The sequence below is a fragment of the Enterococcus sp. PF1-24 genome (assembly GCF_029893325.1).
In the GTDB taxonomy this organism is placed as follows: domain Bacteria; phylum Bacillota; class Bacilli; order Lactobacillales; family Enterococcaceae; genus HY326.
Window position 1 is genome coordinate 1 of the sequence record NZ_JARXWL010000028.1, and the last position, 15,927, is coordinate 15,927.

Genomic DNA, 15,927 nt, shown 5'->3' on the forward strand with positions numbered 1-15,927 from the left:
CAAAAATTAGACTACAAATCACCGATTGAATATCGGAAATCTGCAATCTAATCAATGCTTTTTTGAATGTGTCCCACTAATTGGGGTCAGTTCCATTAAGTTGTAGAGGCTTTTTTGATATCTAACTGAGGAAGCTTTAATTGTTTAATATCCAAAAAATGTTGCAGATTTAAAACTAATCCACCTAAAAGGGTAGCTTTTTCATTTAACAAACTATTGCGAACGCTAACTTTATTTGAAAAACGATTTTGTAAAATCGTTTTAAGTTGTTGAATCATTTCGGGAATTTCCCGATAAAGGGAGCTGTTTAAAACAATAATTTCTGGATCATAATGAGCGATAATATTATTGATGCCGACACTTAAATAATTAACATTTTCTTGAGTGACTGCTAAGGCATCTGCATCATTGTTTTGATAGTACTCTCTAAGAATAATCGCATTAACATAATCCATTGATTTTATCTTAGCAAATTTTTCAAAACAAACTTTGTTAGCAGCGTACATTTCTAAACAGCCATGATTGCCGCAACGACATTTTTCACCGTTAATCACCACGATTTGATGCCCAATTTCACCCGCAAAGCCGTGAGAGCCTACTTGCAAGACACCATCTTGAACGATACCAGCGCCAATCCCACTGTGCATATTAATACTGATTAAGCTTGAAGAATCAGCCGTGTACATATATTCTCCTAGTGCTGAGAGGTTGGCTTCATTTTCTAAATATACAGGATAATTGCTTAATTCTTCAGCGATTTTACGAAAAGGAATTTGATCTAAATCATAATGAGGCGTAAAAATAATTTCGCCATCGTAGACAGGACCGTGAACCGCGATAACGACACCGATTACCCCGTAATTTGTTTTAGGTAGCGCTTGTTGAAAAGTGCTGAAGATTTCAGAAAAATACTTTTTAATGGTTGCTTCATTTAAAGTAATTGGTTTTTTTTGAATAAATTGGACTTCTTCACCGTCAAGATAAGTTAATAAAGCATTGACATAGTTGTAGCCAACATCAATCGAGATGGAAAGACCGGCTTTACCATTATATTGCAAAATAATTGGTTTTCGTCCGCCGACGTTGCTAGATTCACCAATGCCCGTTTCAATTACCAAATGATCTTCAATTAATTTTTTGACGATAACTGAGATGGTTGCTTTCGTCAAACCAGTTAAAGCAGATAGGTCTGCCCGAGATAGATTTTGATTATTCATAATGTATTCTAAGCATAAGGATTCATTAGGAGTCCGCCGCATATAATTCAAATCTTGCATAGTTGACACATCCTGTTAATTTATTTAATGAATATATTTACATAAGTATACCGATAAACTTGAATTTTTTCTACTATTTTCATAAATTCTCTTTTATTTGTTAAATAAACATACTAATGGAAATAGATAAAAAAGATAATGAAATGTACTTGACTAATCATCTGAAAGCGGATACTATATCATTAAAGAGTTAGTTAGTAAACGAAACGAACTAACTCGAAAATTAAATTATTTATCAGGAGGAAGCAAGCATGAGTTATTTCCCACAAGTAAAAAAAATTAAATACGAAGGTACTAATACGACGAATCCTTTTGCTTTTCGACACTATAATCCCGAACAAATGGTAGCTGGCAAAATAATGAAAGAACATTTACGTTTTGCGGTTGCTTATTGGCATACAATGACGCAAGATGGCAGTGACCCTTTTGGTTTACCAACTAACCAACGAACTTGGTTGGCAGCTGATGAAATGGAAACAGCCCGCAATCGCGTAGTCGCTTTCTTTGAAATCTTAGAAAAATTAGATGTGGAATATTTTTGCTTCCATGATATAGATATTGCTCCTGAAGGCAATAGTTTAGCAGAATTTTATAAAAACTTAGATGAAATTACTGATTTGATTAAAGCGCAAATGGACCGAACAGGCATTAAGTTATTATGGAACACTGCAAATATGTTCAGCCATCCTAGATATGTTAATGGGGCAGCTTCCACTAATCACGCGGATGTTTTTGCTTATGCAGCAGCGCAAGTCAAAAAAGGTTTAGATATTTCAAAAAAATTAAATGGTGAAAATTATGTTTTCTGGGGTGGTCGTGAAGGTTACGAAACATTGCTGAATACTGATATGGCTTTTGAGCAAGAAAATATTGCTAGATTATTTAAAATGGCAGTTGCTTATGGAGAAAAAATCGGTCATAAACCACAATTCTTAATTGAACCAAAACCAATGGAACCAAGTAAACATCAATATGATTTTGATGCTGCAACAGCTTTACAATTCATTCAAAAATATGATTTACAAAATGATTTCAAATTAAATTTAGAAGCTAACCACGCAACATTGGCTGGTCACACCTTTGAACATGAAATCGAAGTAGCTCGCGTCAACAATGCGTTAGGTTCTTTAGATGCTAACCAAGGTGATGTGTTGTTAGGCTGGGATACCGATGAATTTCCAACTAATGTTTATGATGTAACTTTAGCAATGTACGGCGTTTTAGAAAATGGCGGTATTGCTCCTGGAGGCATTAACTTTGATTCAAAAGTCCGTCGTTCAAGTTTTGAAATGGAAGATTTATTTTTAGCTCACATTGCCGGGATGGATACTTTTGCCAGAGGATTATTAGCAGCAGCGAAATTAAAAGAAGATCGCTTCTTTGATGTTTTGAAAGAAAAACGTTATGCAACTTTCCAAGAAGGTATTGGTGCATCGATCGTTTCTAATCAAGAAGATTTAGAAAGCTTAACTGAATATGCCCTGAACTTAAAAGATATCAAGTTAGAATCAAGCCATATTGAATATGTCAAATCTTGTTTGAATGATTATTTGGTGTAATTTTGAAGAGAATATTTTAAGATTCACTCTAAAAAATACAGTTATTAAAAAATAAAGGAGAGAAGATTTATGAAAAAGAAAATGATTAGTTTTGCTGCAGTACTTGGTTTAATGACACTAGTAGGTTGTTCATCAACTGATAGTAGCTCAAAGAGCGATGGTGATACTGATAAAGTTAAAGTAGAAGTATTTAATATTAAAACTGAAACAGCTGAACAGATGGAAGAATTGGTAGAAAAATTTGAAACAGCTCACCCAGAGATTGATATCAATATGACTACTGTTGGTGGTGGCACAGATGCTGATGCAGCATTACAAGCTAAATTTTCTTCTGGAGATGAACCGGCTTTGTTCATGATTGGAGGGTTAGCTGGAGCTCAAACTTGGGAACATACTTTATATGATTTAGGTGAAACGGAACTAGCAAATCTTGCAATTGAAGGAACATTAGAAGGTGCAACTTTAAATGAAAAGGTTTTAGGTGTACCAATGAATATTGAAGGATATGGCTGGCTAATTAATAAAGTAATTTTTGAAGAAGCAGGGATTGACACTACAAAAATTACTTCTTTTGAAGATTTTAAGAAAGCAATTGAAACATTAGATGCTAAAAAAGATGAATTAGGGCTTAAAGGAGTATTTGCTTATAGTGGTGGTGAAACTTGGGTAAGTGGTCAATATAGCTCAAATTTCATTGCACCAGAGTTTAATAATAGTTTAAAAGAAACTTCTGAAGCTAAGAAATTAGAATTAACTTATTCAGACCGTTGGCAAGCTTATACAGACTTAGCAATTAAATATAATGCTACACCTTTAGAGTCAATGGACTATTCAACGTCTGTTGAAGAACTATTTGCAAGTGGTAAAGCAGCTATCATTCATCAAGGAAACTGGATTGTTCCAACTCTTAACAGTTTAGATGAAACATTTGCGAAAGATAAATTAGATATTTTACCAATGTTTGTAGATGAAAAAGAAGAGGGCAATATTGTTGCCGGACCTGCGTGGTATTGGTGTGTAAATGATAATAAAGATCAAGAAGTAATTGATGCATCAATTGAATTTTTGAAATGGATGTACACTGATGACGAAGGGATGCAAATGATTGTCAATGATTTTGGTTTTATTCCACCATATACTAATTTTGAAAGTAAAGACATTAGTGACCCACTATCAAGTACAATATATCAATATTTAAATGATGGTAATGCAGTTCCTTGGGTTCATAATTCGTATCCTGATGGTTATCCATTAAATGTTGTTGGCGTAGAAATTCAGTCTTACGCTGGAAAACAAACAAATTGGGAAGAATTTAAAGAAATTCTAAGTACTAAATGGGCTGAAGAAAGAACTGAATAAATAAGTGTAATAGAGGAGGCGAATATACCTCCTCTATATTTAAGGGAAGGTGAGAATATGTTAACAAATAAATCGAAATCTTTTTGGTTATTAATGTTACCAAGTTTATTAGTGTTAGTAGTAGTTTTATTTATTCCGTTAATTATTGGAATTTACTACTCATTAACTAATTGGAATGGTAATACGGCAGCAGATTTTATTGGTATTACTAACTATTTAGAAATATTTAAAGATGAAACTTTTATAAATAGTTTGATTTTTACCGCAAAATTCTCAATAGTTAGCATAATTTTAATTAATATTGTTGCTCTGGGATTGGCAGTATTAGTGACTCAAAAATTAGGTAAGTGGGCTACCATTTTTAGAACGGTATTTTTTATGCCAAATTTAATTGGTGGAATTATTTTAGGTTTTATTTGGCAATTTGTATTTAATAAAGTTTTTACCAGTTTTGCTGAATTAACTGGCATTGCAGCATTTGAAAATTGGTTGAGTACACCTCAAACTGGTTTTTGGGGATTGGTTATTCTGTTTGTCTGGCAAATGAGTGGTTATATGATGCTGATATATATATCTTTTTTAAATAATATTCCTGAAGAGATAGTTGAAGCCGCAAATATCGATGGTGCTTCATCCATTCAAACATTTTTCCGTGTTAAATTACCAATGATGATTCCAGCATTTACAGTTACATTGTTTTTGACATTATCGAATGCTTTTAAATTATATGATCAAAATTTAGCTTTAACAGGTGGCGGTCCATACAATTCAACTCAGATGACATCTATGAATATTTATAATGAAGCCTTTGTTATGAAGAACATGGGATATGCTCAAGCAAAAGCTTTTGTCTTTTTACTTATCATCGTATTAATTTCTGTAATTCAAATTTCATTTACTCGAAGCAAGGAGACCGATGCCTAATGAAGAACAAAGAAAAGCAAAAAAAATTTTTTATTATCGTATGTGGTTTACTTGCTGCTGGAATCTGGTTATATCCATTTTACTTGATTCTAACAAATTCTTTTAAAGAAAAAGCGGAAATATTTGCGGATACGTTAGGTTTACCAAGTAAAATTAATTTTGAAAACTATACTACAGCAATGGAAAAATTAGATTTTACACATACGGCGTTAAATTCGTTGATTATTACAGTTGTATCTTTATTTTTTGTTGTAATTATTTCTTCGATGGCTGCATACGCCTTATCAAGAAATACCAGTAAATTAAGCTCTACTTTGTATTTTATTGTTGCAATTGGCTTACTAATTCCTTTTCAAGGAATAATGATTCCTTTAATTTCAATTTTTGGGAAAGCAAATTTATTAAACAGAATTGGTATTATAATAATGTACAATGGCTTAGCAACAAGTATGGCAACTTTTATGTATTATGGCGCATTACGAGGAATCCCCAAGTCGTTAGATGAAGCCGCTATTATTGATGGTGCGTCTTCATTTAAAATTTATTGGCGAATAATTTTTCCTTTATTAAAACCGACGACTGTAACAGTAATTGTTTTAGATGCACTATGGTTTTGGAATGACTACTTATTACCATCATTAACAATTAACAAAGCTGGTATGTACACTATTCCTTTGAAAATGTTCTATTTCTTTGGTGAGTTTAACAAGCAATGGCATTTAGCATTAGCAGCTTTAGTAATTGTGATTATTCCAGTAATCATATTATTTATTGCTTTGCAAAAACATGTTGTAAAAGGTATTTCAGATGGTGCAGTTAAATAAAAATATATATTATAGGAGATTGTAATGAATAAGTTGAAAAAATTTCCTGAAAACTTTTTATGGGGCTCTGCATCGGCAGCTTATCAAGTTGAAGGAGCTTGGAATAAAGATGGCAAGGGGCTTTCCGTTTGGGATGATTTTTCTCATATTCTTGGAAAAACATTTAAAGGCACTAATGGTGATGAGGCGGTAGATCATTACCATCGCTTTAAGGAAGATATACAATTAATGAGAGAAATGGGCTTGAAAGCTTACCGGTTTTCAATTGCCTGGACAAGAATTTTGCCAAACGGGCGAGGAGAAATTAATCAAAAAGGGTTGGAGTTTTATGATCAACTTATTGATGAGTTGATTGAAAATAATATAGAACCAATAGTGACGATTTATCACTGGGACTTACCAGCAAGACTACAAGAAGAGTATGGTGGCTGGGAGTCACCTCAAGTAGTGGATGATTTTGTTAATTATGCTAAGGTTTTATTTGAAACTTTTGGTAATCGAATAAAATATTGGATTAGTATGAATGAACAGAATGTTTTTATATCTCAAGGATATTTATTAGGGACCCATCCACCTGGTGTATGTGATTTAAAACGCATGTATCAAGCAAATCATCATGCTAATTTAGCCAATGCTTCTGTTATTGCTAAGTATCACGAGATGAACTTGCCAGGAAAAATCGGACCTAGTTTCGCTTATGGACCAACTTATGCAAAAAATTGTGATCCTGAAAATGTTTTAGCTATGGAAAATGCTGAAGAATTAAATGCTCATCTGTGGTTAGATATTTATGTAAATGGTGAATATCCAGTTGTAGCAAAAAAATATTTAGAGAAAAATGGTTTGATGCCTGAAGTGTCGGAACAAGATATTTATATCTTAAAAAGTGGTAAACCAGATTTCTTGGGAATTAATTATTACCAAACGGCAACAGTTGTTTATAACGCTTTAGATGGTGTGGGCATTGGTAAAATGAATACTTCTGGCGAAAAAGGAAGCACTCAAGAATCTGGTGTGCCAGGATTGTATAAATCAGTTGATAACCCTTATGTAGAAAAGACAAACTGGGATTGGAATATTGATCCTAACGGGCTGCAAATTGGGTTACGGCGCTTAACTAGTCGTTATAAGTTATCTGTTCTTATCACTGAAAACGGGTTAGGAGAATTCGATCAATTGACTGAAGAACAACAAGTTCATGATGATTATCGAATTAAATATTTAAAACAGCATATAGAAACTATTTATGATGCGATTGATGACGGAGTAGAACTATTAGGTTATTGTACTTGGTCGTTTACTGATTTATTGAGTTGGCTAAATGGCTATCAAAAAAGATATGGCTTTGTTTATATTGATCAAGATGAAGATCAAAAAAGTAGTTTAAATCGTTATAAAAAAGATAGTTTTTATTGGTACAAAGAAGTTATTAAATTAAATGGAATTGAGTTATAAAAAATGTTTAAAAAGCAGGTAAATATTTTCGGTTACCTGTTTTTTTCTAAAGAAGGAATTAGATATGGAATATGTAGCAGGATTAGATCTGGGAACAAGTTCACTAAAAGGTTTGTTAGTTGATAAAGCAGGAGCTGTTATATTTGAAGCAACTAGTGAATATCCTTTATATCATAAAAAAACAGGTTATAGTGAGCAAGATCCACTAGATTGGCTTGAAGCTGGAGAAAAAGTTTTATCTTTATTAGCTGAAAAAGCTAATGAACAATTCGGAAAAATCGTTGCAATTAGTTTTTCTGGTCAAATGCATAGTTTGGTGCTTTTAGATGCACAGGGACAACCACTTCGAAAAGCTATTTTGTGGAATGATGTACGAACCACGAGTGAGTGTCAAGAAATTGAAGAGCTATATGGGGCAGAGCTGTTAGAGAAAGCTAAAAATATTCCTTTAGAAGGTTTCACGCTACCAAAAATTTTATGGGTTAAAAAAAATGAACCAGATTTGTGGAAAAAAGTTAAAAAAATATTATTACCTAAAGATTTTTTAGCATACCATTTAACAGAAAATTTAAATATGGAATATTCAGATGCTGCAGGTACGTTATTATTAAATATAGAAAAAAAGATTTGGGATAGAGAAATTTTACGAAAATTTTCAATAGATTCAGAAAAACTACCTAAGTTAGTTCAGTCTGTTGAACAAATTGGAGTTTTAAAACCAAGTCTAGCTGAAAAATTAAATATAAAAAATGAAGTAAAAGTCTTCGCTGGGGGTGCAGATAATGCCTGTGCTGCTTTAGGAGCAGGTATTGTTGAACCAACAAAAGGACTATGCAGCATTGGAACTTCTGGAGTTTTTCTGTCTTACGAAAACAAAGAAATTAAAGATTATGATGGGAAACTGCATTTCTTTAATCATGTTATTCCGGATGCTTATTATTCAATGGGAGTAACTTTGGCTGCTGGGCAGAGTCTAACATGGTTTAAAAATACTTTTGCAACTGAAGAATCTTTTGATGAATTACTAGAAAATGTTGACAAAATTCCTGCTGGATCAGAAGGCTTATTTTTCACTCCTTATATTATGGGAGAGAGAACCCCGCACATTGATAGTCAAATTCGCGGTAGTTTTATTGGGATAGATGCGAAGCACCAACGGGAACATTTTACGCGTGCAGTAATGGAAGGAATTATTTTTTCTCTAAAAGATAGTCAAGTTTTAATGGAAGATGCTGGAAAAAAATTTGAGAAAATTGTTTCAGTAGGCGGTGGTGCAAAAAATAAAAATTGGTTGCAAATGCAAGCAGATATATTTAATGCAACTATTGTTACTTTAACTGTAGAGCAGGGGCCAGGATTGGGAGCTGCGATGATTGCCGCGATTGGAAATGAGTGGTTTACATCTACTACAGATTGTGTGGCAAGCTTCGTTAAATATAATCAGGAAATTTTACCAGATCCTTCAACTGTTAAAAAGTATAATAAATTTTACGAAAGATATAGAAAAATTTATCCAGCAACTAAACAAATTTTAGAGTTATAAGAATCAATAATCAACTATTTCAAATTTGATAAAAAGGAGAAACTCAAAGATGAAGGCTATTCAAGCAATTGATATTGGTGGTAGTTCAGTTAAATTTGGTACATGAATAAATGATGAATTAATCAACATAGATAGTGTTTCATTACCTGGAAATTGGCAAGAAATGAAGCAGACAATATCACAGATTGTTAATAAAACAAAAATAAACTATGAAGTTGAAGGATTAGCCATTAGTGCTCCTGGGTTAGTTAACGATGAATTAGGCACAATCGGCGGAATAAGTGCAATTCCATATATTCATACATGTGATTTTAAAGAAGAGTTACAGAAGATAACTAAATTGCGGGTTGCAATGGAAAATGATGCAAATTGTGCGGCATTAGCTGAATTCTGGAAAGGCGCTGCTAAAGATAGTAATGATGCTGTGTTCTTTGTTATTGGTACCGGAATTGGAGGTGCCATTATTTTAAATGGACAATTAGTTAAAGGAAAAAATCTGTTTGGTGGGGAATTTGGATACACTTTCCTTAATGAACGAGGAACATTAAGTGAATTAGGCAGTTCTGTAAAAACAGTGGAACGGTATAATAAACTAACAGGGAAACCAATATCTGGTGAGGAATTTTTCGGATATAGCACAGATAATTTATTGGCAGTTCATTTAAGTCAAAATTTTTATCAAGCTGTGGCACGAGGTATTTATAATCTCTTAGTTAGCTTAGATCCAGGAAGAATTATTATTGGCGGAGGAGTATCTAATAATCAGAAAATCATTTCTGAAATTAAGCGACATGTAGAAATGTTAATATTAGATCGCGGAATAAAGGATATGAAGTATGAAATTATCCCTTGTGAATATAAAAATAGCGCCAATTTAATTGGTGCTGTGTATAATTTTTTGAATGTATAAGAAATTTTGTAGGGAAGAAAAAAGGGATCTATTTTGTATTTTAAATGTAGAATTTTAGTATCATGAATAATTAGTAAAATATAATAAATATATGAGGTGAGTACAATGAAATTTTTAGATGGCGGCTGGTTAGTTAAGGAAGGCTATGATATAAAATATGCTGTTCATGTATATGATGTTTTAGTAAAAGAAAACAAAATGATTCTTTATATGCCTTACTCTTATGTCTCTCATAGAGGAGCAACATTAGATGGCGGATTATTGACGATGGAAGTTTTTAGTCCGCAAGAGGATATTATCGGTGTTAAGTTATACAACTATAAAGGTAGAATGAAAAAAGAAACACAATTTGATTTAAATACAGAAGAAATTCATCCTAATATGATTGAGGATGAAGAAAGTTATCGTATAATTTCTGGAGATTTAACAGTAGAAATTACTAAAGGAGAAAATTTAAATGTAGCTTTCTACTATAAAGATAAGTTAATCACTCAAAGTTTTCCGAGAAGTAAAGCTTATATTATTGATCCTGAAAAACAAGCTTTTATTAGTGAACAATTAAGTATCAATGTTGACGAAAAAATCTATGGGTTAGGAGAAAGATTTACTAATTTTGTTAAAAATGGTCAAAGTGTAGAGATTTGGAATGCAGATGGAGGAACCGGAACAGAGCAAGCATATAAAAACATTCCATTTTATATTAGTAATTATGGCTATGGTGTCTTTGTTAATTCACCTGATAAAGTTAGTTTTGAAGTTGGTAGTGAAAAAGTTTCTCGAGTACAATTCAGTGTTCCTGGGGAAGAATTAGAGTATTATATTATCGCTGGAGAAACATTAAAAGATGTTTTAGGAAATTATACAGAATTAACTGGAAAACCTAGTTTGCCACCTTCTTGGTCATTTGGGTTATGGTTAAGTACTTCATTTTTAACAGATTATGATGAAAAGACGGTGAATTCTTTTGTAGATGGTATGATAGAGCGAGATATTCCTCTAGAGGTATTCCATTTTGACTGCTTATGGATGAAGGAGTATGAGTGGTGCAATTTCACTTGGGATGAAAGAACTTTTCCAGAACCAAAAAAAATGTTACAGCGGTTAAAATCAAAAGGTTTGAAAATTTGTGTTTGGATTAATCCGTATATTGGTCAAAAATCACCACTATTTGATGAAGGTATGAAAAATGGATACTTTTTGAAAACTAAAAATGGTGATGTATGGCAATGGGATAAATGGCAAGCCGGAATGGCAATTGTTGATTTTACTAATCCAGAAGCAGTTACATGGTATGTGAGCAAATTGAAAACTTTAATTGATATGGGGGTAGATTGCTTTAAAACTGACTTTGGGGAGCGGATTCCTACAGATGCAGTTTACTTTAATGGAGCTGATGCAGAAAAAATGCATAACTATTATGCATATTTGTATAATGAAATTGTATATAACTTTTTGGTGGAAGAAAAAGGTAAACATGAAGCTGTTGTATTTGCTCGTTCAGCTTCTGTTGGCTCACAGAAATTTCCTGTTCACTGGGGGGGAGACAGTACTTCGGATTATCCATCTATGGCTGAGTCTTTACGAGCAGGGTTATCATTTGGGTTAGGTGGATTTGGTTACTGGAGTCACGATATATCTGGTTTTGAAGCGGGGGCTTCTGAGGATATTTATAAACGTTGGACACAATTTGGTTTATTGTCTTCTCATAGTCGTTATCATGGAAGTTGGGAGTACAAAGTCCCATGGTTATACGGAGAAGAAGCTGTCGCAGTAACACGTTTTTATACAAAATTAAAACTTTCTCTAATGCCATATCTACAAGCGCAATCTGTACTAACGACTAAAACAGGAGTTCCTATGATGAGAGCTATGATGCTTGAGTTTACTGATGATATTGCCACTCATACATTAGATCAACAATATATGTTAGGCGAAAATTTATTGGTTGCTCCAATTTTTAATGAGGATGGGATAGCTAATTTCTATGTGCCAAAAACAAAAGGTGACTGGGTAGACTACTTAACAGGAAAAGTTTATCAAAGTGGTCAATGGTATACAGAAAAATATGACTATTTCCATTTACCTCTATTAGTTAGACCGAACTCTATCATTGTTGAAGGAGCGTGTGATACGAAAGCAGAGTATGAGTACCATAAAGATGCTAAGATTCATATTTATGTGTGTCAAGATACATTTACTACTCAGAGTGAAGTTTTTGATTCAATTGGAAATGAAGTTGGTAAAGTGGAAGCATGTTATCGAAATGGGAAAATGCTTGTTAAGCAATCAGGATTTGAAGGAGCTAAAGTAGTTCTTCATTGCATAAATGAACAAGGGAAAGTAGAAGTGGTATCTGAAAAACTGATATCAGAAGTTTTAGAAATCAGTCTGTAGAATAGAAAAATTGTTAGAAACTAGAAGGGTGAGGTAAAATCAAATTTGATTTTACCTCACCCTTTGAATAGAAAATAATTTACTCAATCCCAATTACAAACTCTTTAGTAAAATCCCCCGCAGCATCATTAAGCACAATCGTAAAACCGTGTTTCTCCAAAATTGATTTAGTAATCGCTAAACCTAAGCCACTGCCAGAAATTTCTCGTTCTTGTTGATTTGCACTAACGAAGGGGTGAAATAATTTCTCTCGCATAGCTGGTGGGATTTTGGCGCCATTATCAATAAATTTGAGATAAAAATGCTTTTCAACGTTTGTTAATTCGATTTTTAGCGTGGTACCGCTAGGATTATGTTTACAGGCGTTAATAATTAAATTGGCAAAAGCTCGTTTTAATTCAATTTGGTCCACTAGTAATTCAACTGGCTGAGAAGGATTCAATTGCAGATCTAAATTTATTTGATACTCTTCAAATAAATCATAATGCTCAGCGATTATTTCTCGTAAAAGTTTTTCTAAATTAGTTTCACTTAAGTTTAATTGAAATTCATCGGAGTTTAATTTAGTGTATTGGAACATTAAATCTAACAATTCATTAGAAAGTAGAGCTTTTTGATGGATGATTTTTAATAACTCCGCTTGCTCGGTAGGGTTGGTAGTTACTTGATCATCCAAAGCTTTTGAAAAACCAATAATGGTGGTTAACGGTGTTTTCAAATCGTGAGCGATGTTAGCAAATAATAAATTTTGTTCTTGCAGATTTTTTTTGCTTTGTATAGTGATTGATTTATTGACGCGTCGATAAAATAAAATCGAGTACAGAATAAAAATTATGATTTGTAATAAAAAATAGCTGACTAACGCTAAGTACATAAGTGCTTGATTATCAAGCGTGTTGACTAACGCGTCAAATAAGCTATCTAAGATGGAAAGACTGACAACTAGTAAACCTGCGAAAATTAGGAAATTTTTAAAAATAAAGCTTCTTAGTTTATTCATGAGGTTTCTCCAGTCGATACCCTAAACCACGAATCGTTTTAATATGTTCTGGGCCGACTTTTTCTCGCAATTTACTAATCATAACGCGAATGGCGTTGTCATCAACGGCTTTATCCACCCAACCAATCTCATAAAGATGGTCTTTAGTAAAAACTCTGCCAGGAGCTTCCATCATTTCTTTGAAAACGCGAAATTCAGTAGCTGATAAATCAATGATTTCACTGTCTTTAATTAATTGACAAGTAGTGACGTTTAAGATTAATTGACCCACTTGAATGTTTTGTGGTTCTTGCTTAGGAGAGGCGCCTAATTGATGAAATCTGCGTAAAGTTGCTTTGACTCTGGCGACAACTTCTAAAGCATCAAAGGGTTTAGTAATATAATCGTCAGCTCCTAGTTCCAAGCCGAATATCCGGTCAGAAGAGTCGATGCAAGCGGAAATAACCATAATTGGCACATTGCTTTTGGCCCTAACTTTTTTGATTAGTTCAAAGCCGTTGATTTCCGGCATCATGATATCAATTAGTAATAAATCAAAATTTTCTTGGTTCAATAATTCCCAAGCGGTTAAGCCGTTACTAGCTTCAGTGATTTGAATATCATCTTTTTCAAGATAAAGTTTTAGTAAGCGAATGATATCTTTTTCATCATCAGCCACTAATAGTTTATATTTCATAAAGAAACCTCGCAAATTTTCATTTTTTTGACTAAAAACTCCAAAAATTGAACCATTCCCAATAAAGTACATTGGCGATGACAAATAGATTTAAAATCAGCCAAACTTTTCCGGAAAGTTTTAATGGTAGGTTTTTGGCTTTTTTCAGTCGTAAGTAGCTTGTTATCAGTAGCGTGAGTGTTGCTAAGATTATGATACTACATTTAATAGCGGTCTGAACATAATAAATGTCGCCAGGTATTAAAATGATTGAATAAACAAGTGCGGCAATCACAAGTACCGCAAAACTAGTAATTAAGTAAAGTCTGCGTAATTCATTTTTTTGTACCGTCTTTTTACGTAAAGTAAGGTAAAGCCATTTAAGTCCTTTAATAATTAAACTGAGTAAGTGATAAATAATCGCTAGCAAGAAAATTAGTAATAAAATAGTGTGAGCGACAAAGGAAAAGGTGCTGATTTTTTGATCATCTTGAGTATAAGATTCAATTGCTGTTTTGCCATTAGGGAGTAGTTTGATCGCACTTAAATATTTAGTTCCGTTGCCATCATCGGTTAAAAATAAATTATCAGCAATTTGGGTTCTTTTTAACATGCCGGCAAATTCATATGTGGTAGGACTGGTTTGATTCCACCATGAAAAACTCAAAAATTTATTAATTTTATAAACCCCGTGAGCAATATTTATACGAGGAGAAGTGTAAATGCCGCTGACATCAGTAGGCCGCAAATCATTAGTGGCTTTTTTTGAATATTCACCAAAAATCACTTCTAAGAGGCCGTAATTATAACTAGTTTCATAAATTTCATTGGTCATCACTACCATACCAACTTTGGTTGTTGGATCAAAAAAGAGGCTAGAAGTACAGGCTTGGGTGTTGCCAGAATGACCGATAACGCCATTGCCATAAGGTAAAGACCACATTCCATGATGAATGCGGGGAATATCAGAATCAGTAAAATTCAAACTGGCTGTGTGAAATTCTGTTAACGTTTCTGCTTTTTCAAAAAGTGGGGATTGCTGGTTTTCATCAGGAAGCAAGGCTTTTAAAAAACGGGTGAAATCAGTTAAAGTTCCTGCAGCAGCGCCAGCGGGATAAAGCTGAATATAGATTAAACCAGTGCCTAATTTTTCATAGCCACCTTCATAAATAGAATAAGCTTTCAAATTTTCTCGCTGTTTTTCAACCCAAGGGTTATCGGAACGATCGGTTTTGACAGAAGTTTGTTGCATATTTAAAGGTTTAAAAATATTTTCATTAACATATTGATAAAATTCTTTGCCACTGACCTGTTCAACAATGTAAGCTGCTAGCGCTGCGCCCCAATTTGAATAGGAACAAACTTTATCAGGTTGATAAATCTGGGCTGGTTGGGTAATTTTTAGAGCTGCTTCTAAGCTGAGAATTTCTGTTTTATTAGTGGTTTCAGCTGCACCGTAAACCAATTCTTGAAAGCCTGCGGTGTGATTCATTAAATGAGTTAAAGTAATTTTATCAGCATATTTAAGTTTAGTTAAAAAATTTTCTGGTAGATAAGTTTTGATATCTTCATTTAAATCAAGTTTACCAGCTTCTTTTAATTGCATGATACTAGTCCAAATTAATAGTTTGCTAGCAGAGCCCCATTCGTAGACGGTATTTTCTGAAGCGGATTTAGCATTTTCGATATTTTCATAGCCATAATATTTTTCAATAGTTGTTTCTTGACCATTGACGACGGCTACCGAAACAGAAGCAGTGTAATCCTTTCTTTCTTCAATATAAGCATCTATCTTAGTTGCTAAAGTGTTGTCTATAACAGAAGTTGGCTGTTCTTCTGCAAAAACTGGAGCGACATTTCCTAATAAAGATAAACCAATAATGGTGATAATCGCTAATTTTTTCATAAAATCCTCCGTGTTTTGATAATTGTTTAAGGAAAGTATACGGGGATTTCCTTTCGTTAATAGTTGCTGAACATTAACTGAATATTAAATAGGCTATTTTTTCAAGGAAAGCTTTGATAGT

At 33.3% G+C, this 15,927-nt stretch carries 12 protein-coding genes; 8 read left to right on the forward strand and 4 right to left on the reverse strand.

Features of this window, described 5'->3' with window-relative positions; genetic code table 11:
* Positions 1-95 precede the first annotated feature (95 nt).
* Positions 96-1,277: an ROK family transcriptional regulator gene (locus M2139_RS11435; protein ID WP_280739022.1), complete on the reverse strand. Its 1,182-nt coding sequence runs from the start codon at positions 1,275-1,277 to the stop codon at positions 96-98.
* A gap of 251 nt (positions 1,278-1,528) precedes the next feature.
* Between M2139_RS11435 and xylA the strand changes: the two genes are divergently transcribed.
* From xylA to yicI, 8 genes are all read left to right on the forward strand, one after another.
* On the forward strand, positions 1,529-2,836 hold the full coding sequence (gene xylA / locus M2139_RS11440; protein WP_280739021.1) for a xylose isomerase: 1,308 nt from the start codon (positions 1,529-1,531) through the stop codon (positions 2,834-2,836).
* A 69-nt stretch (positions 2,837-2,905) separates the two neighbouring features.
* Positions 2,906-4,195, forward strand: coding sequence for an ABC transporter substrate-binding protein (locus M2139_RS11445; protein ID WP_280739020.1), 1,290 nt, complete (start codon positions 2,906-2,908; stop codon positions 4,193-4,195).
* Positions 4,196-4,252: 57 nt separating this feature from the next.
* Positions 4,253-5,119 carry a sugar ABC transporter permease gene (locus M2139_RS11450; protein WP_280739019.1) on the forward strand — a complete coding sequence of 289 codons (867 nt, stop codon included), beginning with the start codon at positions 4,253-4,255 and terminating at the stop codon, positions 5,117-5,119.
* Positions 5,119-5,943 (forward strand): carbohydrate ABC transporter permease, encoded by an 825-nt coding sequence (locus M2139_RS11455; protein ID WP_280739018.1) that lies wholly within the window; start codon positions 5,119-5,121, stop codon positions 5,941-5,943. The genes M2139_RS11450 and M2139_RS11455 overlap by 1 nt, the downstream gene beginning before the upstream one ends.
* An 18-nt stretch (positions 5,944-5,961) precedes the next feature.
* Positions 5,962-7,398, forward strand: coding sequence for a glycoside hydrolase family 1 protein (locus M2139_RS11460; RefSeq protein ID WP_280739024.1), 1,437 nt, complete (start codon positions 5,962-5,964; stop codon positions 7,396-7,398).
* Positions 7,399-7,462: 64 nt separating this feature from the next.
* On the forward strand, positions 7,463-8,941 hold the full coding sequence (gene xylB / locus M2139_RS11465; protein WP_280739017.1) for a xylulokinase: 1,479 nt from the start codon (positions 7,463-7,465) through the stop codon (positions 8,939-8,941).
* Between the two features lie 163 nt (positions 8,942-9,104).
* Positions 9,105-9,851 (forward strand): ROK family protein, encoded by a 747-nt coding sequence (locus M2139_RS11470; protein ID WP_280739016.1) that lies wholly within the window; start codon positions 9,105-9,107, stop codon positions 9,849-9,851.
* A 105-nt stretch (positions 9,852-9,956) separates the two neighbouring features.
* Positions 9,957-12,245 carry an alpha-xylosidase gene (gene yicI / locus M2139_RS11475; RefSeq protein ID WP_280739015.1) on the forward strand — a complete coding sequence of 763 codons (2,289 nt, stop codon included), beginning with the start codon at positions 9,957-9,959 and terminating at the stop codon, positions 12,243-12,245.
* 79 nt (positions 12,246-12,324) lie between these two features.
* Here yicI and M2139_RS11480 read toward each other — a convergent pair whose 3' ends face one another.
* From M2139_RS11480 to M2139_RS11490, 3 genes are read right to left on the reverse strand one after another with little or no spacing between them, the layout of a single operon-like run.
* Complete coding sequence (locus tag M2139_RS11480) at positions 12,325-13,245, reverse strand: HAMP domain-containing sensor histidine kinase (RefSeq protein WP_280739014.1); 921 nt, start codon at positions 13,243-13,245, stop codon at positions 12,325-12,327.
* A complete protein-coding gene (locus M2139_RS11485) occupies positions 13,238-13,921 on the reverse strand; it encodes a response regulator transcription factor (RefSeq protein WP_280739013.1) in 684 nt (227 codons plus the stop codon). The genes M2139_RS11480 and M2139_RS11485 overlap by 8 nt, the downstream gene beginning before the upstream one ends.
* Before the next feature lie 31 nt (positions 13,922-13,952).
* Positions 13,953-15,806, reverse strand: a complete 1,854-nt coding sequence (locus M2139_RS11490) for a serine hydrolase domain-containing protein (protein ID WP_280739012.1) — start codon at positions 15,804-15,806, stop codon at positions 13,953-13,955.
* Positions 15,807-15,927: the final 121 nt, after the last annotated feature.

Bases quoted from the DNA above. Each gene is read 5' to 3' on its own strand.
- M2139_RS11435 (WP_280739022.1), bottom strand. From the start codon at position 1,277: ATGCAAGATTTGAATTATATGCGGCGGACTCCTAATGAATCCTTATGC.
- xylA (WP_280739021.1), top strand. From the start codon at position 1,529: ATGAGTTATTTCCCACAAGTAAAAAAAATTAAATACGAAGGTACTAAT.
- M2139_RS11445 (WP_280739020.1), top strand. From the start codon at position 2,906: ATGAAAAAGAAAATGATTAGTTTTGCTGCAGTACTTGGTTTAATGACA.
- M2139_RS11450 (WP_280739019.1), top strand. From the start codon at position 4,253: ATGTTAACAAATAAATCGAAATCTTTTTGGTTATTAATGTTACCAAGT.
- M2139_RS11455 (WP_280739018.1), top strand. From the start codon at position 5,119: ATGAAGAACAAAGAAAAGCAAAAAAAATTTTTTATTATCGTATGTGGT.
- xylB (WP_280739017.1), top strand. From the start codon at position 7,463: ATGGAATATGTAGCAGGATTAGATCTGGGAACAAGTTCACTAAAAGGT.
- M2139_RS11470 (WP_280739016.1), top strand. From the start codon at position 9,105: ATGAAGCAGACAATATCACAGATTGTTAATAAAACAAAAATAAACTAT.
- yicI (WP_280739015.1), top strand. From the start codon at position 9,957: ATGAAATTTTTAGATGGCGGCTGGTTAGTTAAGGAAGGCTATGATATA.
- M2139_RS11480 (WP_280739014.1), bottom strand. From the start codon at position 13,245: ATGAATAAACTAAGAAGCTTTATTTTTAAAAATTTCCTAATTTTCGCA.
- M2139_RS11485 (WP_280739013.1), bottom strand. From the start codon at position 13,921: ATGAAATATAAACTATTAGTGGCTGATGATGAAAAAGATATCATTCGC.
- M2139_RS11490 (WP_280739012.1), bottom strand. From the start codon at position 15,806: ATGAAAAAATTAGCGATTATCACCATTATTGGTTTATCTTTATTAGGA.